Here is a 20754-nt window from a genome sequence, read left to right on the forward strand (position 1 = left end):
TTGCTTGTTAATATTATGTTTATTAGACTGCGTAGTAGGGTGGTTTGACCAGAAAGAAAGTTACTCGACTTGCTTGCAAGGGGATGACTTGGTGAATACACTACACGCAAATTTATATCTAGAGACTTTTAAGGGATAACTAGAATTATGAGTACAATCGAAGAACGCGTTAAAAAAATCATTATCGAGCAGCTGGGTGTTAAAGAAGAAGAAGTTAAGCCAGAAGCGTCATTTGTTGATGATTTGGGTGCGGATTCATTGGATACCGTTGAATTGGTCATGGCTCTTGAAGAAGAATTTGATACTGAAATTCCTGATGAAGAAGCTGAAAAAATTACAACTGTTCAATCTGCTATTGATTACGTTAACGCTCATAAAGAAGCGTAAAAGTTCCAAAAAAACGGCTCACTCTGAGCCGTTTATCATTTCACCTATCTATTGTTATATCGTTCGGAGGCCTCTGTGTCTAAACGTCGCGTAGTTGTGACTGGTCTTGGTATGCTCTCGCCTTTGGGTAACGATGTCGATTCGACTTGGAGCAATATCCTTGCTGGTGTTAGTGGGATTGGTCCCATAACGTCATTCGATGCGAGTGAGTACACCACTCGTTTCGCCGGTGAAGTTAAAGATTTTAATGTTGAACTGTATATTCCGAAAAAAGAAACCAAAAAGATGGATAAGTTTATCCAATTTGGTATCGCCGCGGGTAAACAGGCGTTGGCACACTCTGGCTTAGTTGTGACTGATGAAAACGCTGATAGAATTGGCGTTGCTGTCGGCTCAGGTATTGGCGGTTTGGGGTTGATCGAAGAAAATCATAGCCGTTTACTCGAGTCAGGCCCCCGTAAAATATCCCCATTTTTTGTGCCCGCTACTATAACTAATATGATCTCTGGCTTTCTTTCCATAATGGAAGGGCTTAAGGGACCAAATCTAAATGTTGTGACTGCGTGTACCACGGGGGTTCATAACATTGGTATTGCTGCTCGAACCATTGCTTATGGTGATGCTGATGCCATGTTAGCCGGTGGAGCTGAATCCACTGTGTGTGGACTTGGTGTGGGTGGTTTTGCTGCAGCGCGAGCTCTATCAACGCGAAATGACAGTCCTACGACGGCCAGCCGACCTTGGGACAAAGACCGTGATGGTTTTGTTATGGGCGAAGGTGCAGGTGTTATCATGCTAGAAGAATATGAGTTTGCTAAACAGCGGGGGGCAACTATTTATGCTGAGTTAGTGGGCTTTGGCATGAGTGGCGACGCCTATCATATGACCTCTCCTCCAGAAAATGGCGAGGGTGCAGCAGCAGCCATGCGCAATGCAATTAAAGACGCTAATATCGAACCACAAGTTATTGCTTACATTAATGCCCATGGTACTTCTACACCTGCTGGTGATATTGCTGAAGTAGCAGCGGTAAAAAGTGTGTTTGCAGACCACGCTAAAACGGTTTTGGTCAGTTCGACTAAATCGATGACAGGCCATTTGTTGGGCGCAGCTGGGGCCATCGAAGCTATTTTTACGATTTTGGCGCTAAAAGACCAAATTGCCCCTCCAACGATTAATTTGGATAATCCGGGTGAAGGCTGTGATTTGGATTTTGTGGCCAATAAGGCTAGAAAAATAAGCATGGAATATGCCTTGTGTAACTCTTTTGGTTTTGGCGGTACAAACGGCTCATTGCTGTTTAAAAAAGTCTAATTAATTGCATTTAGTGTCGTATCCAGTGCATTATTGAAAGCCCAGTTTGTTGGGCTTTTTTGTGCGAGGTGTTTTTTAATTGATAATAGTTAATGGTCAAATACAAAACCATATTACTGTTGCTGACCGATCTTTACATTACGGCGATGGTTTTTTTACGACACTTGGTTTTACGCAAGGTAAGCTACATGCATGGCCTTTACATTTAAATCGACTACAAAATAACTGTCAGCGATTAGGTATAGACTTCGAGCAATGGCAGGCTTTGGAAAATGACCTAAAGCAAATGCTCATTCAGGTCACTGCTAAGCAAAGTAAGGGCGTGCTTAAAATTATCATTACCCGTGGACAAGGCGGGCGAGGTTATAGCCCAAGCGGTGCACAAAACCCCACTTATATTATTTCTAGCCATGACTTTCCTACGCATTATACGCAATGGCAAAATGACGGAATTGATTTGACTATTAGCGCAGTTAAGTTAGGGAAGCAACCCTTGCTTGCAGGTATAAAACATTTAAACCGACTTGAGCAAGTATTAGTCAAACAAGAACTAGAAAAAACGAGCTTTGATGACGCCATTGTATGCAGTAGCGATAACGAGATAATCGAATCTAGTGCGGGTAATATTTTTTGGTTGCAAGATGAACAGTGGTTTACCCCTTATCTGAATGAATGCGGGGTTGAAGGAGTTATGCGTAACCAAGTTTGCGGTATTTTGCAAAAATATGCACAGCCAGTTAAACAAATTAAGCAAAAATTAAGTGCTGATTTTTGTGCTCAGGAAATGTTTATTTGTAATTCCTTGATGGAAATTGTTCCGGTAAGATCATTGCAACTAAGCAACGTTAAACAGCCACTGCAGTTCAGTTCTATTCAGGTGAAAATATTACAGACTCAGGTTAAAGAAGTCCTATTAAATGAATAATTATCGATTGTGGTATCCATGCGTTTTATTTTAAAACTATTGTTGTTCTTGTTGTGTTGCAGCGCTTTGTTAGGCACTGCTTTTTACATTTACACAAATGAGCAATTAAATGCCGCAGTTGAACTGCAGCAGCCGCAACTTTTTACGGTAAAAAAAGGCCAGGCCGCAGGTCAAGTATTGAATCAACTGCAAATACGTGGGGTAGTCAATAATCCGCTGTTCTTTAAAGTGCTATTTCGGCTCAGGCCGCAATTGGCGAAGTTCAAAGCGGGTACATACGAATTATTACCCAACATGAGCAGACAAGGTGTGCTGGATTTGCTGGTCAGTGGTAAAGAAAAACAATTTACGATCAGCTTAGTTGAAGGACTGCGTTGGCGGGATTGGCTTATACAGCTCAAAAATCAGCCCAATTTGCTTTTTGATCAAGATACTGAGAATACAATCGCTGCCCTTGAAAGTGATTTGCCTAGTCAATCTTTAGAAGGTTGGTTATTGCCTGATACGTATCACTACGCAATGGGGACGAATGCAAGTGTGATCATTTTAATGGCACATAAACACTTACTTACTGTACTGGATGAAGCTTGGCAAAACCGAGCTTTGGATGTGCCTTATCAGTCGTCTTTTGAAGGCTTAATTATGGCCTCTATTATCGAAAAAGAAACCGGTGTTGCTGATGAAAGGCCGCGCATAGCGGGGGTGTTTGTGAATCGATTAAACCAACGAATGCGTTTACAGACTGACCCAACCGTTATTTATGGGATAGGTGACAGCTTTGATGGTGATATAAAACGCAAGGATTTAACGACGCCAACGCCGTATAATACATACGTTATAAAAGGTTTACCACCGACAGCGATCGCCATGGCCAGTCAATTGGCTATTCAAGCGGCATTTCAGCCCATGGCAACCGATGAGTTGTACTTTGTAGCGAAAGGAGATGGCAGCCATCAATTTTCACTAAGCCTGCAGGAACACAATCAGGCTGTGCGCCAATATCAATTAAAAAAGAATAATTAACCCAAGAAGTGAGATTTGAATTGCAAAATTCAGCAAAATTTATTGTGATCGAAGGCCTTGAAGGTGCCGGTAAAAGCAGTGCTGTTGCACTAGTTAAGCAGCTCATTGAAAATGCAGGACACTCGCTCGTTACAACTAGAGAGCCGGGTGGAACACCTATGGCTGAAGCCATTCGTGACTGTGTAAAACAACATTGGGTTGATGAAACAGTCACCATAGAGGCTGAATTGTTGTTGATGTACGCAGCCCGAGCGCAACTTTTGCACAACGTTATATTGCCTGCCATGGCGCAAGGACATTGGGTGCTTGGTGATCGACATGATATGTCTTCACAAGCCTATCAAGGCGGTGGACGTGGTGTTGATAATGCCATGTTAAAAGCTTTACGCGATATTACCCTGAAAAATTTCAGGCCTGATTTTACCCTATATTTGGATGTTGAGCCTAGTGAGGGCCTAAAACGAGCGCGAGGCCGCGGGGAATTAGATAGGATTGAGCATGAACACCTTGATTTTTTTGTTAGAACTCGTCAGCGGTATCTGGCATTAGCCAAAGCAGATAGACATTGTGCCATCATTGATACAATGCAAACCATGGAAAACGTTCACCAACAGATTAGGCATGAGATTAGCCTATTTTTGGCGGCTTAAATGTATCCTTGGTTACAAACCACATACAATCAATTAGCGACTCGTAAGCAAGAAAATAAGTTGCATCATGCGCTTTTATTACAAGGCCCTTCGGGTATCGGTAAAACAGAGTTTGTTAAACAATTGGCTACCTTGCTGTTGTGTGCAAAAAGCGTTAACGGTCAGTCATGTGGACAATGCCAATCATGTTTACTGCAAAAAGCGGGCAATCATCCTGATAATCATGAAGTCATGTCTGAAAAGCAGATTGGTGTTGATCAAATTCGCGATGCCATTAAAAAATTAAGTGGCTCTGCTCAACTATCTGGGGCCAAGGTATTGATCATTCATGCCGCCCATAGCATGACAGAATCAAGTGCCAATGCCTTGTTAAAGACCTTGGAAGAGCCAACTGCCAATACTTACTTATTGCTGGTGACAAATAAGGCTGAGCGGCTATTGCCGACTATTATTAGTCGCTGTGAACGTATTGCCATGCCAGTACCTACTTTTGCACAAACCTCAGCTTGGCTGATAAAACAATGGCCTGAACCGGTAGATGAAGAGTTCATTCATTTGTATGCTAATTCACCCTTATCTTTATTAAACGAGCTGCAACAAGAGCAAAGTGTACCTTATGCGGACTTTAAAAGAGGATTGGAAGGGCTGATGACCCAGCAAATTAATCCTTCAAAACTGGCTAACGATTGGCAAACGCAGGTAGAAAAATTACTGAAGTGGTTGCAGTTTTGGTTGCATTTGCAAGTTAAAAAAAGCCCCCAACTCAGTCCGCAATTATGGCAGTTGCACCAAGAGGCAATACAAGCGGTTAAGCGGGTGCGTAATCCAGGCGTTAACAAAGTATTGGTGCTTAATCAGTTGTTGACTGATATTTCATTATTAAAGAGCCACTAGATTTAATTATTAAGGAAGTAAATGTGTTCGTAGATTCCCACTGTCATTTAGACAGACTTGACAAGTCCAATGAAGAATTACAAGCACTGTTAACCTTTGCAAATAGGCGAGGGGTTGAGCATTTTTTATGTGTTTGTGTCTCTGTGATTGATTTTCCTGCCATGCTCAAAAAAGTGCAGGGTTTAGCTAATGTCTCTGTGTCGTGTGGCGTACATCCTTTGCACCAAGAGGACGCCTGTGACTTTGATACTTTACTGGCAACTGCAACTCATCCAGATGTGGTTGCTATAGGCGAAACGGGACTTGATTATTTTTATAGTGCAGAGACGAAAGACGTTCAATTACAATCTTTTGTTGATCACATCAAAGTCGCGAATACTTTGAAAAAACCGCTGATCATCCACACCCGCGATGCGCGTGAAGATACCATTCGTTTATTAAAAGAGCATAAAGCAGCAGATACCATCGGCGTATTACATTGTTTTACTGAAAGTTGGCAGATGGCACAAGAGGCCATAGAGCTAGGATTTTACATTTCGATTTCAGGCATAGTGACGTTTAAAACCGCAACAGAGCTACAAGACGTTGTAAAACGTATCCCCTTAGACAGACTGTTGATCGAAACAGATTCGCCTTGGCTTGCACCAGTACCCTATAGAGGTAAACAAAATCAACCGGGCTATGTGCGTGAAGTCGGCGAGTTTATCGCTAATTTAAGAGGTATTTCAGTGGAAGAGTTAGCTGAGGTGACCACACGTAATTTCTACCAATTATTTAACATTGATCCACCTAGCGCTCGAGCAACACTCGGGTAAAAGTGTTGGTTTATTTTAATGTTTCAAACTCAAGGATGTAATATGAAAATAGTCAGTTTTGCCTTTTTGGTCTTAATGAGTGTGTCTGCTTATTTGTCGGCAGAGCCAGTCAGCGAAAATCAGCTTGATAGTTTATTAAGCGTATCTGGTTTGACTAGTGATATCGATAGTATGCCAGAAATGTTCGCCAGTACAATGCAGGGGACTAAGGCTAACAATATCAATGACGAACAAGTTGCTGCCTTAGTCGCATTAATTAAAAAAGTCATTAATCCTAGTTTTTTTAATGAGCAAATTAAACGAGAACTCGCCGCTGAATTAAGCCAAGAGGATTTGATTCAACTAATGGCCTGGTATGAGTCAGACGTTGGCCGCGAAATAACCTTGGCTGAAGAAGTTGCCTCCACTGACGAAGGTTACGCCAATATGGCCAGTAACGCTCAGAACATAATGGCAAATAGTCCCTTAGTCGCTCGGGCAAGGCAAATAGACATTGCAATGAACGCAACCCAGCAACTTTATGCGATCACCAAAAATATTGGTATCACTATGTATGCCGCAACCAGTAAAATTGATAATCCTAATGTGGCAGTCAATATTGTAGATTTTAGCGCGGTTCTTGACTCGCAAAAAGCAGAGGTTCTGAAGAGCATCGAAGAGCAAATAACCTTGTTTATTGCTCATAGTTTGCAAGAAGTTGATGATGAAAAAATTCAGCAATATATAACATTTCTTAACTCCCCCAGTGGCAAGAAGTTTGTGCTTGGCTCTATCGCGGGCCTTAATACGGCTTTTGAAATAGCTATGCAGACTTTTGTTGAATCAATAAACCTATTATTTGAAGAGAATGAATGGCGTTTAGCTGATTTTTTAACTATTAGCCCATCTGACGATCAGGATTTAACCCTGCAAACCTTCCCTCAGTTAGATCTTGAAAATGAGACATTAGCGGCTTGGACGGGTGATGAATTAAATTTTTTTTACAACATAGCCTTACAAAATACAGAATTTACCACAGCACAATTCTGGACCTCCTTTAAAAAACAATTAAGGAACAGCGCTGATGCTCGTAAAGTCGAACTTATTCACGAGGGCGAATTTGTTACTAATCAGGGCGCAAACGTTGAATTCAAAATCTATATGTGGAGCGAAGACGGTAAGGCCTATGCGCAAGTAGTAAATCTACTGTACAACGATAGTTATCGTTATTTGCTACAAGCCTTCCCTTTAGAGATAAGCTATTTACAAGAGCTATCTGTGCGGAACGTTAAAATAATGAAGGCGCTAAAATTAGCCCAATAATTAATCTTAATTGACGCAGATACTGGGGTTTTGAACATGAAGGTGGGATCTATATTTATGACAACGCTGAAGTATTGGATTTCTCAGGACCATTTGAGGTACTTACTACCGCTAATCGAGTGAGTGGCAAGTCACTTTTTGACGTGTCTTTGGTTGCACAAAATGCTGGTGTAGTGGTTGCTCGAGCGGGTTATAAAGTGTTAGCTGATGTTAGTTTTGATGACGCACCACAATTTGAATTACTTATTGTGGTCGGTGGCGATCATAGCCAAGAAATACATAAAACTGTGGTGAGTAATTGGATTGCCCAACAAGCGAATAAAGCAAAATTAATAGCGTCAGTGTGCACTGGGGCTTTTCTATTAGCCCAAGCTGGCGTCATAACTACCCAACAAGTGACCACTCATTGGCAAGATATAACACAGTTGCAATTGGATTTTCCAAGGCTTGATGTGCAAAAAGGGCTGCGCTGGCTTGATGTAGGTAACATTGTCACCTCCGGTGGTATTTCAGCCGGTATTGATATGACTCTGCACTTAGTGAGCCGTTTACACAGTGAAGCACTGGCGCTTAAAACGGCTAAACAAATGGAATTCTTGTGGTTAAAAAATAATTAGCATGGCCGCGCAAAATTGCTGCCATGCTACTTTGCTCGAAGCTCGAAGCTCGAAGCTCGAAGCTCGAAGCTCGAAGCTCGAAGCTTATTTCAAATCCAATACATATCTTAAGACAAATACCGCAGCCATAATATAAGTGATCATGCTGACTTGTTTATAGCGACCTGTACCTAACATGATGCCTACATAAGTAATAAATCCAAGTGCTATGCCTTCACTGATACTAAAAGTCAGTGGCATAGCTAATAAAGCCATAGAGGCAGTAGCTAAGGCCGTTACATCATCAAAGTCTAATTGCCTGAATGAATCCATCATTAATATGCCTACCATGATAAGGGCAGGCGTGGTTGCCATTAAGGGGATAACCTTCATCAAGGGGGTAAAGAATAAAGCGAGCAAAAAACACAGCGCAACAACCACTGCGGTTAAACCAGTTCTGCCTCCCGCTGAAACCCCTGCCGCAGACTCAACGTAAGAGGTTACCGGTGATGTACCTATCGCTGCACCTATTACACTGGCCGCAGCATCGGCATTCATGGCCTTGCCTAACTTAGGTAACTTTCCTTCTGCGTCGAGCAAATTAGCTCGGCGTGAGACACCAATTAGAGTGCCAATAGTGTCAAACATATTGACAAATAATAAAGCAAAAATGAGATCCCATGTTTCCGCTAAATGTTCAATGGGATACAAAATATCCATTGCCATAAAAGTGGTACTGATACTATCTGGCATACCAATAAAACTATCTGTATGTTGGGTTAGGTAGCCGTCGCCAACGGGTATAAATGCACCAACTAAGGTGAGTACCAACACTGATATTAATATGGCCCCTGTGACTTTTTTAATAAATAATACGATGGTTAACAGGATACCCGCTAGGGCAAGTAGGGCGGCGGGTTCTGATAAATCACCGATGGTCACAAATGTGGCTGGATTAGCGACAACAATGCCCGCATTTTTTAGCCCTATAAATGCGATAAACAAACCAATTCCGCATTGCACCCCAATTTTAAGTGCCGCGGGTATCGCTTCTGCAATTTTGGTACGTACCCCACTGAGAGACAAGAGTAAAAACAGTACACCATTCCAAAATACGATACCTAAGGCAGCATCCCACGGGATCTCGCGAGTAAGGCAAATAGTAAAAGCGAAAAAAGCGTTTAACCCCATACCGGGTGCCATTGCTATGGGGTAGTTGGTCATGAGTGCCATAAGCAACGTGCCGATACATGCCGCAAGCGCGGTTACGGTAATCAATCCCTCGATAGGCATACCGCCTGCAGACAAAATACCTGGGTTAACCACCAGCACATAAGACATGGCTGCAAACGTTGTCAGTCCCGCAATGAGTTCAGTTCTAAAATTGGTTTTATGTTCTTTAAGTTTAAAAATTCGTTCGAAGACATCTTGCATGCAATTCGCTCTTAGTGTGACTATTTAATAGCCGTTTTGCGGTTAATGAAAATGATTCTGCAAAATGCTGACCAAAGAGTCCACTTTTTGGTGTGAATTATGCTGAACTCTGTAATATTTTATGATGAACTATAAAGTATGGCGAATTAGCATACTTAAGTGCCACCTTGTTGCGTAATTAACACCGATTTGCGTGGTTAATAAACACTGAGTGACTAGATTGACGTTATTTTGTGGCAAGGTAAAGAGCCGTTACTCACATTATAAAAGTAATAAGGTCCACAATGGTGCACTTGCTATCAAAGTGGTGCACTAACATGATGGACCTTGAGAATATTTAGGCAGATAGGAAAATAATAATGAAAAATGAGCTCAAAACATGGGTGAGTGGCTTACCCAAAGCTGAACTTCATCTGCATATTGAAGGATCCCTTGAGCCTGAATTGATGATGAGTTTAGCCAATAAACATGGGGTGGAACTGCCTTACTCTTCAATAGAAGAGGTTCGAGCAGCCTATGATTTTCATAATTTACAGAGCTTTTTAGATCTATATTATTTGGGTGCTTCGGTTTTACGAGTTGAAGATGATTTTTATCAGTTAATGTTCGCCTATTTAACAAAATGCCGCGCAGATAACGTTGTGCATGCCGAAATCATGTTTGATCCACAAACGCATACCGCTAGGGGCATTGGTTTTGAAGTATTTATGCCAGGCTTTGCACGGGCAATGAAACAGGCGGAAAACGAGTGGGGCCAATCCAGTCTGCTGATAATGTCATTTTTGCGTCATTTGAGCGAAGAAAGTGCTCTGCAAACCCTTGACGACGCTCGACATTATTTGGCTATGATCACCGCTGTGGGACTCGACAGTGCAGAGTTAGGCAATCCACCTGAAAAGTTCGAACGGGTGTTTGCTAAAGCAAAATCCTATGGTTTAAAGCGGGTGGCGCATGCGGGAGAAGAGGGGCCACCTGAGTATATTTGGGGTGCAACCAAGGTGTTAGATGTGCATCGAATCGATCACGGAGTGCGTAGTATTGAAGATCCTGACTTGATCAAGCATTTGGTAGAAAAACAAATTCCATTAACGGTTTGCCCTTTATCCAATACAAAGTTGAAAGTCTTTAAACACATGCAAGAGCACAACATCATACAATTGCTTGAACATGGTCTATTAGCCACCATTAATGCTGATGATCCGAGTTATTTTGGCGGTTATCTTAACGATAATTATTTTGCCCTTATTGATCATTTACCAATCACTAAACCGCATTTGCTGCAGTTGGTACAAAATAGTTTTAGCGCGAGTTTTTTACCTGAAGAGGTTAAGCAAGATTGGTTGGCAAAAATTGTTTGATTTCTACATTAATTGGAACATCTTAAATTACTCTTGCACAGTCACGAAACACTCGTGACTGTGCAAGAGACATGGTGTATGAAATTATTCGTCTTTCGATGCCATTGCAACCACGATTTTTAATGACTCTTCTTGGCTAAAACCGCTACTAATGAGGGCCTGATACATGGCTCTAAAATAATCAGCTTGTGCTTTTATCAGCTCAGGGTTACTCAAGGCTTTAGTCTGATTTAATAACTGCTCAGCGACTTGTTGATTAACAAAATCCAATACCGACGCCTTTTCTGTTGGTTGCGCTTGCGCTAACAAAGGCATCGAAAATAGTGGAAGTATAAGAGCTAAGCGTAAAAACCGCTTTTTACTACAAGGTCTGAATTGAAGGGCAAGCACTATGATTATCTCCGTTTAAGGGTTACACAAGTTAGTAAGTTGAACTGAGTATTAGTTCCTGTGCAAGTGAATTAATGTTTGAAACTCATACCTAGTTGATAGGCAAACTAGCTGAATCAACGAAAGCGAACAGTCAGGGCTTTTAAGCACTTTGGTGTTTTTGTGCCAATTGCAGATATAGCCGAGCCTCTCAGGGAACGTTCCCAAATAGCAGAAACTTAACTATCATTCTTCAAATGATTCACGTTTGAGAAAAATACACGACCAGTGGATTCGATTTTTATAATCCCACTCATACTAGAAAGTGGACGCACGCATATCAGAGCGAAGCACTTTGTGAAAGATTTAAAAATATTCATTAGCAAGCCACACCCAACGACTTATATAACTCGACACATAAATCTCAGAGTGACAAAGCAATGACTGGTATAAAAAATTGTTGAAACGAATAGAATTTGGTATCTTCCTTCCACTCGTTATTGCAAATGCCACACAATGCTTAAGAATTTTGTTTCTATTATTTTGTTAATCTGCCTCGCTGCGCAATCTCCTTTGGTTGCGGCATTGAGTGTGCATGATACTCATCATGATGGTAACACCACAGTTCATGACTACTTTCATGATATAGGACAGCCCCATGAGCATGATGAAATAGACCTTGAAAAATTTGAAATCAGTTATTCAAAACAGGCGCTAGAGCATAATAATTCCTATCATGATGGCGGTGGCGTAGGCATTTTTATTTTCGGACCTACAGGCATTCCAAAGGTACTGCCCGAAGCAAACTTAGATAGTCTTGTTGCTTGGCGAGCTTCCCCCTTTATTGAATCCAACACTCCTCCTCCAAAAAGATAAATTCTAAATTTTAACAATTGCCTTCTTCTTGTGGGCTTTTTTGTCGTGTTTAAATATTGGATTAAAATCTCATGGTATATCGTCGTTTTGCCTCTCGCGCGTTTTTCGCCAGAGTGCCCTTGTTATCTCTTTTGGCATTAGCCTTAATATTGCTTGTTTTATCAGCTCACTCTTCACCGGGTGCTCATGGCCCTAACGGCGAGCATCTCGATATGGAGCAAAGCAATCAACCCATTCAAAGACCGAAGTTTGAAATGTTCACTGAATCGTTTGAGTTACTAGGTGAAGTTTTTAGAAACGAACTGATTATCTATTTGCATGATTTTGAAACAAATACACCTATTCAATCTGCCAGCATAGATTTAGAAGTCGGTGCATTGGCTGCCAGTGCTAGTTACGATGAAGCTCAAAACCGTTATATCATCAACGATACTGATTTTATCAGTGCGCTTAATGCGAGTGGTGAGCACGAAGTGCTTGCCACCATTTTGACAGAAGATAACGGCGATTTATTGGTTGGCAACTTTGTAATGCACGAAGCTAATGCACATTCAGATAATGCTGAGCATTCTCACAATGAAACGCATGAGCAGGAGGAAGATCATCATCATTTCCCTTGGTGGGCGCTTGGCTTATCGATTGTCGTTTTTGCGCTTGGCTTTTTCCTTGGACGTAAAAACACAGGAGTAAAATCATGAGAAGACTCCTAATCATACTTATCTGTTTTTTAACTTGGCATGCCATTGCATCGCCTGGTGCCCATGGCCCAAATGGTGAGCACCTTAGCGACACCGATACTAAATCAACTGCTGGTTTGGGCAGGCAGGCTGATGGCTCTGTGCTCATCCCGATGCAAAACCAAGCGCTTTTAGGTATTAGAACTCGATTCGTGACTAATCAAAGTGTGCAAGGCAGTGTCACTTTAGCCGGTGTTGTCCGTGTTCACCCGGAAGGCCAAGCCCTGGTTCAACCGAGCAGTGATGGTCGTTTTGAGGCACCAGATTCGGGCGTTATTGCCACTGGCGAAAAGGTGTTAGCAGGTCAAATACTTGGCTATGTTAGATATCAAGATACCGCCTTTGAGTTAGCCAGCCAAACTAGCCAGTTATTGGCAGTAAGAAGTCAGATTATGCAGGCTAAGCGGGATGTTAAGCGTTTGCGTGACCTTGGTGAGTTAGCATCAAAACAAGCCTTGGAACAACTCGAAACAAGCTTAAAAATTCTGGTTGAGCAAGAAGAGGTTTTACAACAAGGTTTAGAGAAGCCTGAGCCACTTATTGCGCCTATATCAGGCGTGTTAATTAATCACCAAGCCATACGGGGTCGCTGGGTTGAGGTTGGAACGACCCTGTTTGAAGTAGTGGCATCAAATTTACGCAACATCGAAGCGCTTACCAATGACTCGTCTATTTTGACGCAACTTACTAGGGCTAAAATCAAAGAGTTTCCTGAGCTTAATTTGCAGTATCGTGGTTATTCGCCGCAACTTAATGCCGGTATGGTGACCGTGCATTTTGCCTTAGAAACAAGCACTGACTCTGCATCCTTGTTGTTAATTGACCAACCGGTCACTGTGTTCGCTGAACTTGAAAACACCTTAGAAGGTATTTTATTGCCAAGCGACGCCATTGTTACTAACAGTGCTAACTTGCCCATTGTGTGGATAAAAGTGTCTGCCGAGCGTTTTTTACCTCAAATAGTGCAGTATCGTGAGATTTCTCCAAATAAAGTGTTAATTACACAAGGCTTAGGTGCTGATAATCGAGTCGTGACCGCCGGTACGTCTTTACTTAACCAAGTACGCTAGGAGCTTGCATGTTTAATTTATTAGTTCATGCAAGTCTGCGCAATCGACTGTTAGTGTTGGCACTCGCACTCATGACCCTTGTTTATGGATTTTGGCAAGGTAAAGAGTTACCCATTGATGTGTTTCCTGACTTAAATAAGCCAGTGGTCACTGTCTTGACTGAGGCAGGCGGGATGGCTCCCGAAGAAGTTGAGCAGTTAGTCTCGTTTCCGCTTGAGAATATGCTCAATGGTGTAACCGGTGTTACACGCGTGCGTTCAACCTCTGGAATTGGTTTATCTATTCTATATGTCGAGTTTGATTGGGATACCGATGTGTATCGTAACCGTCAGTTAGTGTCAGAACGACTTGACCAAGTCACGTCGCAATTGCCCAGTGGTATTACACCAGTAATGGGGCCGGTATCATCGATTATGGGTGAGATTATGCTGATTGCCTTACCCATCAACGCAAATACGGATATTGACCCGATGCTCGCCCGTGAGTATGCCGACTTTGTTTTGCGGCCACGGCTACTTTCTATTCCTGGTATCTCTCAAGCCATCCCTATTGGTGGCGATGTTAGACAAATTAGAGTCGAGCCTAAGCTTGATGTAATGCGCAATTTGGGGATCAGTGTCGAACAGATGCGTGATGCCATTGAAAGCTTTGCATCGAATAAAGGCGGCGGCTTTATCGATGTAAATAATCGCGAGTTTTTGATACGCCACGAAGGAAGAACGCTTAACTTGGATGACTTGCGTCAGTTAGCCGTTGCCTGGCAGAAAAACACTTCAGTACGCTTAGACCAAGTCGCAAACGTTCGTTACGCTGCTGCTGTTAAGCGCGGTGACGGCGGCTATAACGGTAAACCAGCGGTCATCATTAATGTACAAAAACAACCAGGTGCGGACACGGTAAAACTGACCCGTGAAATAGAACTAGCGTTAAGTGAGCTTGCTGCAGGCTTGCCTGACGGCGTTTCTGCGCCGCAAGTGTTGTTTCGTCAAGCTGACTTCATTAAAGCATCGGTTGATAATGTCACCGAAGCGCTAATAGATGGATCTATTCTAGTGGTTATTGTGCTGTTTGCGTTTTTGCTATCAACACGAACCACTGCTATTTCTTTACTTGCTATTCCATTATCGCTTGCTTTGACGGTGCTGATTTTTAAGTGGATGGGACAAACTATTAACGTAATGACCTTGGGCGGTTTAGCCATAGCCATCGGGGAGTTGGTTGATGATTCCGTCGTCGATGTAGAAAATATTCTTCGCCGTTTGAAACAAAATGCCAAGCAAGAAAAGCCTTTTCCTATTTTTGACGTAATATGGCGAGCAAGCGTTGAAGTGCGCTCAGGTATTGTTTATGCGACCGCAATTGTCGTGCTTGTTTTTGTGCCATTATTTGCACTGCCAGGTATCGAAGGTCGTTTGTTTGCGCCATTAGGTGGAGCCTATATTATTTCGGTATTAGCGTCTTTACTGGTCTCGATGACTGTGACGCCGGTGCTTTGCTATTATTTATTACCACAGATGAAGCAATTGCATAAAGGCGATAGCTTTTTAGTCACTGTACTAAAGAAATGGCAGAGTTTATGGCTTTTATGGGCATTACCCAAACGTCGCTCAATATTATTAGTAAGCGGTCTGGTAGCCCTTATTAGTGCCTCGTCCGTTGCCTTCTTTCCTCGTGCATTTTTACCCGCATTTAATGAAGGCTCTTTGGTTTTAGGGATGATTTTTCAGCCAAGCACTTCACTATCTGAATCCAACAGAATGGGGCATTTAGCCGAGTCTTTGTTGTTATCGGTTGATGAGGTCAGCGCAGTGGGGCGACGCACTGGTAGAGCCGAGCTCGATGAGCATGCAGAAGGTGTTCACTCCTCTGAAATTGATGTTGATTTAGTTGAATCGGAACGCTCTAGGGAAGAAGTATTGGCTGAAATTCGAGAAAAATTAAGCGTATTGCCCGCGCAAGTGGCAATTGGGCAGCCTATTTCCCATCGACTCGACCATCTGCTCTCGGGTGTGCGAGCACAGTTAGCAATAAAAGTGTTTGGTAACAATTTAGACGAGCTTCGCATCAATGCCGAAAAAATCAGGCAGACATTACAAACCATACCTGGGCTGGTTGATATCAATGTGGAAAAACAAGTGCTTATTCCACAAGTGTCGGTCAGGTTAAGACCAGATAAGCTTTTACAATATGGTTTGAGTCCCGGTAAGGCAATAGAGCGTTTAGCGTTATTAACGGACGGCGAGCACGTTGTGGACATCATCGATGGTGTGAAGCGCTATGCATTAGTGATGCGTTTAGATGAAAAAGCGAGAAGCCCACAGGCACTTAACGCTGCGCTGATAGACACTCCCGCGGGTGCTATTCCCATCGCAAACATCGCTGACATTAGTTTAAGCGATGGGCCAAACCAAATCCTAAGAGAAAACGGTCGACGTCGGCTTGTCGTATATGCAAACAGCACGGGAGTAGATGTAAGGCAACTGCTGTCAGCGGTGCGCGAGCAAGTCAATGAAGTGGAATTAGGCGCAGATAGCTTTATCAGTATTGAAGGGCAATTTTTGGCGCAAGAGCAAGCTATGCGTTTATTAGTGTTGTTATCAATCATATCGTTTGCACTCATATTCTTAGTGTTGTACATGCGATATAAATCCCTAGTTTTTGCTAGTATTATTATGAGTAGTTTACCCATGGCACTATTAGGTGCGGTTGCAGCCATGTGGTTAACGCACACTCCACTTTCGGTTGCATCTGTTGTTGGCTTTATTACACTTACCGGCATTGCTTCGCGCAACGGTATATTAAAACTGAGTCATTATCTCAACCTGATAAAATTTGAAGGAGAACAATTTAACACCCAGTTAATTGTTAGAGGGGCGCAAGAAAGGTTGGCTCCTGTGATCATGACATCCATGGTGACCGCATTTGCGCTCATCCCATTATTAATGGCTGCTGATGCACCTGGTAAAGAGATCCTGCATCCTGTTGCGGTGGTTATCTTTTCAGGATTATTAACTTCAACTTTATTAGACACTTTGCTGACGCCTTTGCTGTATCGGCAGTTTGGCGGTAAGGCAACCATGCTTTGGCAAAAACGTAAGTCAGACGAATTAATGTAAATAGGTTTATTTTGGCGACGCCTTATTGAAGTTCGCCAAAAATGGAGTGTATTTAAAATATGAAAGCAATAATAAAGTTAGGGTTAATAGCGCTAATAACTTCAGCAATGTTTGTATCAAATGTATTGGCACATGGCAGCTTAGAGCCGATACATGGCGGTGTGGTCAAAGAGGCGCATGACATGGTATTTGAGCTGGTCAGAGAGGAAAAGTCAGTAAGTCTTTATGTACGAGATCACGGTGAAGCATATCCAACCACTGAGCTTGTCGCTAAACTTGTCGTATTAGCAAGCAAAGAGAAAAGTGAGGCATCATTCACTCCGTCTGGAGGAAATAAAATGGTGGCTGCCATTATTATCAATGACGGCGCAAAAGTATTGATTCGAGTCAGTGAAGGAGATCATCACCCCATCACTATCCGTTACAGTTTTTAGAACTGTTGAGGGGAGAACCATCAGTGGAATTTTTATCCGAAGTTCTTAGGTAATTACTTATAGAGCAATGCCTGCTTCCGATAACGTCTTGGCATTAATATATAAATGGCGAGTGTTTGGTATTGTAGAAGGCTGCTATTGCAAATTTGAAACGCGTATATCTCCTTTTGGCACAAATTTTCGGTTCAGCTGAAGCCTGAGCGAAACCAGTCATACGATTAATTGGCCGGGAAGGTCGCCTATACTGAGAAAGCAGACAATCGACAAGTGAAAATTTCACCGCGAGCATGTCTAGAAATACGTCTACCTCTCGTATTGATGCAATTGTCATCAAGAGCGACTTTTGAAAAACTCTGACGGAGGACGGTTACTTAATTGAAGAAACAATTCAAACATTTGCATACCTTACAAGAGCCGAAGCAGACTCAAAGATAACTTTGCGAGTAGATGCATTTGAAGAAGGACAAGCATCGAATATCCCTTCCGAGTTTACCGTATATTCTAAATTTAATCCTGACATAGCGGGTTTTCCGCTATGTCGCGATCGGATAAAACCGAAATGACTGTCTGTTTTCACCGAAATACGCAATCTTCGCAGATTAGAAAACACGGGGTAGGGTTTAGGTTATTTGCAGATGATAGATGACGTTTTATTTTACCCATTCTCTACACTTTTTAATTGTTGAAAACATAAAATTCTTGTAATCTGATTTTCAAATAGGGAAATATTATGTTGAAAAAAATACAGAAAACATTTCAAAATCTTACTTACTTCCAGTCTGCGGCTGGCATGTTGGTGATACTATCGACTTTTAGTCTGGGGTACAGTGCCGCATTAATGCGAGTTTTTCATGGAGACCCAAACTTGGTAGGGGATCTTGAATACGAAATGACCTTCGCAGAAACGTTAAGACATCCAGATGACGAAGTGTTGGTAGACCTAGTAAAACAATCTTGTGAGTCAGGCGATATGAATCATGATGAGTTTAGACAAATTTATACGTATGTTATGGCAAAGTATGGGGGGAATACTTACAGCAAAACTAATGTAGACGAGCGGAGTCGTCCAACTGGTTGTGAAAAAGCATAGATGTTGAGCGAAAAACAGTCTTGTACTGGCAAAGTTTCAATGTTCATAGTACGAGATCGACCTACATTTGTGAGGAATGAACGCCGTCAAGTTATCCGTTACAAATCAGCTATGTCAACTTCGATTTCTTCTTGGTGTTCACGCTCGCAAACTAGCTTTATTAACTCGTCATCTTCTTCAATTGCTGATAACAAAGATGCTTCATCATCAATCGTATCGTTAATTTTGACGTACTTTAAAATGCCTTTCGCCTTGTGATCTTTGGTCATAAACTAACACTTTAGAAAGTAATGAATCTTGTAATTATACCACATGATAGTTTTTGGCACTCAGGCGATCGTCTGTAAGGAGCGTGTTTCTGCCGCTCGACAGTATCCCATTTCTCGATGATTCCTAATCGAAAGCAGACGTTGCACGAAGGTTCTTGCTTTCGCCTGATTGTGGTTGTTTAATGTTTTTTGAAATAGTGGCGATTCAAACGTTTGGATTGAAGGATATTCAAGAGAAAATTTGATAACCTTCGCATAGAAAGTGAAAAGTTTCTCACATGACTCGTACAAGCACTTATAAAGGCCTTTAAAACATCCATCAAGGAAGAATATGAAATTCATTTCACCTGTTGCAATAATTGTTGCGCTACTAATTAATCCCTTTGCAAATGCACAAGAAACCTACCTGAAGCATCAATCAAAATTAACTCAAGGAAAGGCAGGGGATTCAACTACGAATACAGCTCTTCTCAAAAGCGGCGCCTTTGTTGGATGTGTTGACTACAAAATAACGTATAAGGGGTTAGATACAGAGAATAAAGGGCAACAAGAAAATATCGATTTCTTAATAAAAAATAGTTCTGAAAATTATGGGCGTGAAAGAACATATTGTTTTAACGAGTATGGAGATTGGCTGCATATCTACCGTGATGCAAAGCAAATCGATAAAATATGGTATTTCGCTGAGACTAATGAAGAGTACACGTTGTTTAAAAATGGAGTAATGAAGTTCAGCGTAAACAACGAAGCAGAACCAGAGGGTTTTGAAGAGCTTTCTATTAAAAATCTGGAAGTTACTGAAGAAACAAAAATGATATTGGGATACAAATCACGTCAGATAGTTTTGGAGATAGAGTCTGGAACGAAGACGGAATATTGGGTAAGCGACGAGTTGCAAAGAAATCAAACTTCATATCAATACAATAAGTTTGCTTATATGAACGAGATCATGAGCTTTGTAAAAGGAGTGCATTTATACCAAAAGAAAACAGTAGCCGACTTTTTTGTAACTATCGAGGAGGCAGTATCAATTCGTTTTGAACTACCAGACCAAGAACTTTTTATACTTCCAAACGTCGATTTGTATCACTGGTAAGAGCGTTCAGGAGACAGTGGACGACTTTCTCGGTTATTACTGGTTTACTGAGTAAAGCAGACAGTCAGAGGGTTTAAGCCGAATTCCAGCTGGTATCCATTAACGATTCGCCAATCGTTTTATACTTCCAGTTAACAGATTAGTATTGGTCATATTAACAGTGACTGGCGTTTTTTAACCCAAAAACGACTCGTCAAACTTAGCTATTAATAAGTCGTCTTCTTAACATAATACATAAAAGGCTTGTGCAAAACAGAATTGTAGTTGAAGGAACAGGCACAGAATGCGCAAATGAAACCCAAGACACATTATTGTAAACAATATTTATGTCATCAGGAAATGTCGGGTACGTTTGCCACTGACCGTTTGCAGTAGGCAGTAATAACAATTCAGAAAATACGAAATTGCCATCAACTTGGTAAGGTATCTGCACCCAGAGGCTCCCGTTAACTGATAGGTCCACTAAATTACTAATACCTGTAACCGAGTTATTGTTTAGCACTGTAAGAATAGCTTGAGCGGCTATGTTTGCTCCAACCTGATCATTTATAAATGTTGGTTGTGTGGTAAATGTGTTCGCGTATGAGGAGATATCACTAAAAGTAACGTGATACAGCTGTCCAGAAATAGCCAAGTTTTGTATTCCAGTCGCTTTTACTGAAGTGCCAAGTAAGATAGGTGTAGCGTTAACAGAATTAATCCAAAATAGAATACAAATTGGACCTAGAAAATAATTTAATAATTTTTTAACTTTCATAATAACAGCCTCATAGATTTATTTTTTTACAGCAATAATTGGACCTCAATTAATTATCTATTAACATTCAATAAGTTAGTAGCACAAAAATATAATCATTTTTATATTTGTAAATTATTCTGACAATCTGCTTACATTCTAAATGCGGTCTTCATGATGATTTAGTCTAGGATTTACTCGGTCTAACCCGACACTCTGTAAAAAACTGCACGACTGCTTTCTGCTAGAAGCACCAATTCAGA

21 protein-coding genes are annotated in these 20754 nt (G+C 41.6%); 17 read left to right on the forward strand and 4 right to left on the reverse strand.

Annotated features, from left to right (window positions below; translation table 11 throughout):
• The first annotated feature begins 147 nt into the window (after positions 1-147).
• From acpP to ABKW31_RS06545, 9 genes are all read left to right on the forward strand, one after another.
• Positions 148-387 (forward strand): acyl carrier protein, encoded by a 240-nt coding sequence (acpP, locus tag ABKW31_RS06505; protein ID WP_348615469.1) that lies wholly within the window; start codon positions 148-150, stop codon positions 385-387.
• Positions 388-462: 75 nt separating this feature from the next.
• Positions 463-1701 (forward strand): beta-ketoacyl-ACP synthase II, encoded by a 1239-nt coding sequence (gene fabF, locus ABKW31_RS06510; RefSeq protein ID WP_348615470.1) that lies wholly within the window; start codon positions 463-465, stop codon positions 1699-1701.
• 79 nt (positions 1702-1780) lie between these two features.
• On the forward strand, positions 1781-2626 hold the full coding sequence (gene pabC / locus ABKW31_RS06515) for an aminodeoxychorismate lyase (protein WP_348615471.1): 846 nt from the start codon (positions 1781-1783) through the stop codon (positions 2624-2626).
• A gap of 18 nt (positions 2627-2644) precedes the next feature.
• On the forward strand, positions 2645-3649 hold the full coding sequence (mltG, locus tag ABKW31_RS06520) for an endolytic transglycosylase MltG (protein WP_348615472.1): 1005 nt from the start codon (positions 2645-2647) through the stop codon (positions 3647-3649).
• A gap of 20 nt (positions 3650-3669) precedes the next feature.
• A complete protein-coding gene (gene tmk / locus ABKW31_RS06525; RefSeq protein ID WP_348615473.1) occupies positions 3670-4299 on the forward strand; it encodes a dTMP kinase in 630 nt (209 codons plus the stop codon).
• Complete coding sequence (holB, locus tag ABKW31_RS06530) at positions 4300-5193, forward strand: DNA polymerase III subunit delta' (RefSeq protein ID WP_348615474.1); 894 nt, start codon at positions 4300-4302, stop codon at positions 5191-5193. It begins immediately after the preceding gene.
• A 23-nt stretch (positions 5194-5216) separates the two neighbouring features.
• A complete protein-coding gene (locus ABKW31_RS06535; RefSeq protein WP_348615475.1) occupies positions 5217-6008 on the forward strand; it encodes a YchF/TatD family DNA exonuclease in 792 nt (263 codons plus the stop codon).
• A gap of 42 nt (positions 6009-6050) precedes the next feature.
• Positions 6051-7310, forward strand: coding sequence for a DUF2059 domain-containing protein (locus tag ABKW31_RS06540; protein ID WP_348615476.1), 1260 nt, complete (start codon positions 6051-6053; stop codon positions 7308-7310).
• Positions 7311-7363: 53 nt separating this feature from the next.
• A complete protein-coding gene (locus ABKW31_RS06545) occupies positions 7364-7927 on the forward strand; it encodes a DJ-1/PfpI family protein (RefSeq protein ID WP_348615659.1) in 564 nt (187 codons plus the stop codon).
• Between the two features lie 84 nt (positions 7928-8011).
• On the opposite strand, the gene ABKW31_RS06550 is transcribed toward ABKW31_RS06545, so the two are convergent.
• Positions 8012-9340 carry an NCS2 family permease gene (locus tag ABKW31_RS06550; protein ID WP_348615477.1) on the reverse strand — a complete coding sequence of 443 codons (1329 nt, stop codon included), beginning with the start codon at positions 9338-9340 and terminating at the stop codon, positions 8012-8014.
• A 359-nt stretch (positions 9341-9699) separates the two neighbouring features.
• Here ABKW31_RS06550 and ABKW31_RS06555 point away from each other — a divergent pair, with 359 nt between their 5' ends.
• Entirely contained in the window at positions 9700-10698 is a 999-nt protein-coding gene (locus tag ABKW31_RS06555; protein ID WP_348615478.1) for an adenosine deaminase, read from the forward strand.
• Between the two features lie 84 nt (positions 10699-10782).
• Here ABKW31_RS06555 and ABKW31_RS06560 read toward each other — a convergent pair whose 3' ends face one another.
• A complete protein-coding gene (locus ABKW31_RS06560) occupies positions 10783-11088 on the reverse strand; it encodes a hypothetical protein (RefSeq protein WP_348615479.1) in 306 nt (101 codons plus the stop codon).
• A 495-nt stretch (positions 11089-11583) separates the two neighbouring features.
• Here ABKW31_RS06560 and ABKW31_RS06565 point away from each other — a divergent pair, with 495 nt between their 5' ends.
• The 6 genes from ABKW31_RS06565 (at position 11584) to ABKW31_RS06590 (ending at position 18390) form a co-directional block, all read left to right on the forward strand.
• Positions 11584-11943, forward strand: coding sequence for a hypothetical protein (locus ABKW31_RS06565; RefSeq protein ID WP_348615480.1), 360 nt, complete (start codon positions 11584-11586; stop codon positions 11941-11943).
• 71 nt (positions 11944-12014) lie between these two features.
• Positions 12015-12641 (forward strand): hypothetical protein, encoded by a 627-nt coding sequence (locus ABKW31_RS06570; RefSeq protein ID WP_348615481.1) that lies wholly within the window; start codon positions 12015-12017, stop codon positions 12639-12641.
• The gene (locus tag ABKW31_RS06575; RefSeq protein WP_348615482.1) at positions 12638-13750 is read left to right on the forward strand and encodes a hypothetical protein; all 1113 of its coding nucleotides are present in this window, start codon (positions 12638-12640) and stop codon (positions 13748-13750) included. The genes ABKW31_RS06570 and ABKW31_RS06575 overlap by 4 nt, the downstream gene beginning before the upstream one ends.
• Before the next feature lie 8 nt (positions 13751-13758).
• Positions 13759-16866, forward strand: coding sequence for an efflux RND transporter permease subunit (locus ABKW31_RS06580; RefSeq protein ID WP_348615483.1), 3108 nt, complete (start codon positions 13759-13761; stop codon positions 16864-16866).
• Between the two features lie 59 nt (positions 16867-16925).
• The gene (locus tag ABKW31_RS06585; RefSeq protein WP_348615484.1) at positions 16926-17300 is read left to right on the forward strand and encodes a hypothetical protein; all 375 of its coding nucleotides are present in this window, start codon (positions 16926-16928) and stop codon (positions 17298-17300) included.
• A 730-nt stretch (positions 17301-18030) separates the two neighbouring features.
• Complete coding sequence (locus ABKW31_RS06590) at positions 18031-18390, forward strand: hypothetical protein (protein ID WP_348615485.1); 360 nt, start codon at positions 18031-18033, stop codon at positions 18388-18390.
• Positions 18391-18488: 98 nt separating this feature from the next.
• Here the strand turns inward: ABKW31_RS06590 and ABKW31_RS06595 are convergent, their stop codons facing one another.
• Positions 18489-18659 carry a hypothetical protein gene (locus tag ABKW31_RS06595; RefSeq protein WP_348615486.1) on the reverse strand — a complete coding sequence of 57 codons (171 nt, stop codon included), beginning with the start codon at positions 18657-18659 and terminating at the stop codon, positions 18489-18491.
• A gap of 331 nt (positions 18660-18990) precedes the next feature.
• On the opposite strand from ABKW31_RS06595, the gene ABKW31_RS06600 reads away from it, so the two are divergent.
• Positions 18991-19755 carry a hypothetical protein gene (locus ABKW31_RS06600; RefSeq protein WP_348615487.1) on the forward strand — a complete coding sequence of 255 codons (765 nt, stop codon included), beginning with the start codon at positions 18991-18993 and terminating at the stop codon, positions 19753-19755.
• Positions 19756-19954: 199 nt separating this feature from the next.
• Here the strand turns inward: ABKW31_RS06600 and ABKW31_RS06605 are convergent, their stop codons facing one another.
• Positions 19955-20512, reverse strand: a complete 558-nt coding sequence (locus ABKW31_RS06605; protein WP_348615488.1) for a PEP-CTERM sorting domain-containing protein — start codon at positions 20510-20512, stop codon at positions 19955-19957.
• Between the last annotated feature and the right edge of the window lie 242 nt (positions 20513-20754).

The organism is Paraglaciecola sp. 25GB23A, assembly GCF_040012495.1.
In the GTDB taxonomy this organism is placed as follows: Bacteria; Pseudomonadota; Gammaproteobacteria; order Enterobacterales; family Alteromonadaceae; genus Paraglaciecola.

Bases quoted from the DNA above. Each gene is read 5' to 3' on its own strand.
- acpP (WP_348615469.1), top strand. From the start codon at position 148: ATGAGTACAATCGAAGAACGCGTTAAAAAAATCATTATCGAGCAGCTG.
- mltG (WP_348615472.1), top strand. From the start codon at position 2,645: ATGCGTTTTATTTTAAAACTATTGTTGTTCTTGTTGTGTTGCAGCGCT.
- holB (WP_348615474.1), top strand. From the start codon at position 4,300: ATGTATCCTTGGTTACAAACCACATACAATCAATTAGCGACTCGTAAG.
- ABKW31_RS06540 (WP_348615476.1), top strand. From the start codon at position 6,051: ATGAAAATAGTCAGTTTTGCCTTTTTGGTCTTAATGAGTGTGTCTGCT.
- ABKW31_RS06550 (WP_348615477.1), bottom strand. From the start codon at position 9,340: ATGCAAGATGTCTTCGAACGAATTTTTAAACTTAAAGAACATAAAACC.
- ABKW31_RS06555 (WP_348615478.1), top strand. From the start codon at position 9,700: ATGAAAAATGAGCTCAAAACATGGGTGAGTGGCTTACCCAAAGCTGAA.
- ABKW31_RS06565 (WP_348615480.1), top strand. From the start codon at position 11,584: ATGCTTAAGAATTTTGTTTCTATTATTTTGTTAATCTGCCTCGCTGCG.
- ABKW31_RS06570 (WP_348615481.1), top strand. From the start codon at position 12,015: ATGGTATATCGTCGTTTTGCCTCTCGCGCGTTTTTCGCCAGAGTGCCC.
- ABKW31_RS06575 (WP_348615482.1), top strand. From the start codon at position 12,638: ATGAGAAGACTCCTAATCATACTTATCTGTTTTTTAACTTGGCATGCC.
- ABKW31_RS06580 (WP_348615483.1), top strand. From the start codon at position 13,759: ATGTTTAATTTATTAGTTCATGCAAGTCTGCGCAATCGACTGTTAGTG.
- ABKW31_RS06585 (WP_348615484.1), top strand. From the start codon at position 16,926: ATGAAAGCAATAATAAAGTTAGGGTTAATAGCGCTAATAACTTCAGCA.
- ABKW31_RS06590 (WP_348615485.1), top strand. From the start codon at position 18,031: ATGTTGAAAAAAATACAGAAAACATTTCAAAATCTTACTTACTTCCAG.
- ABKW31_RS06595 (WP_348615486.1), bottom strand. From the start codon at position 18,659: ATGACCAAAGATCACAAGGCGAAAGGCATTTTAAAGTACGTCAAAATT.
- ABKW31_RS06600 (WP_348615487.1), top strand. From the start codon at position 18,991: ATGAAATTCATTTCACCTGTTGCAATAATTGTTGCGCTACTAATTAAT.
- ABKW31_RS06605 (WP_348615488.1), bottom strand. From the start codon at position 20,512: ATGAAAGTTAAAAAATTATTAAATTATTTTCTAGGTCCAATTTGTATT.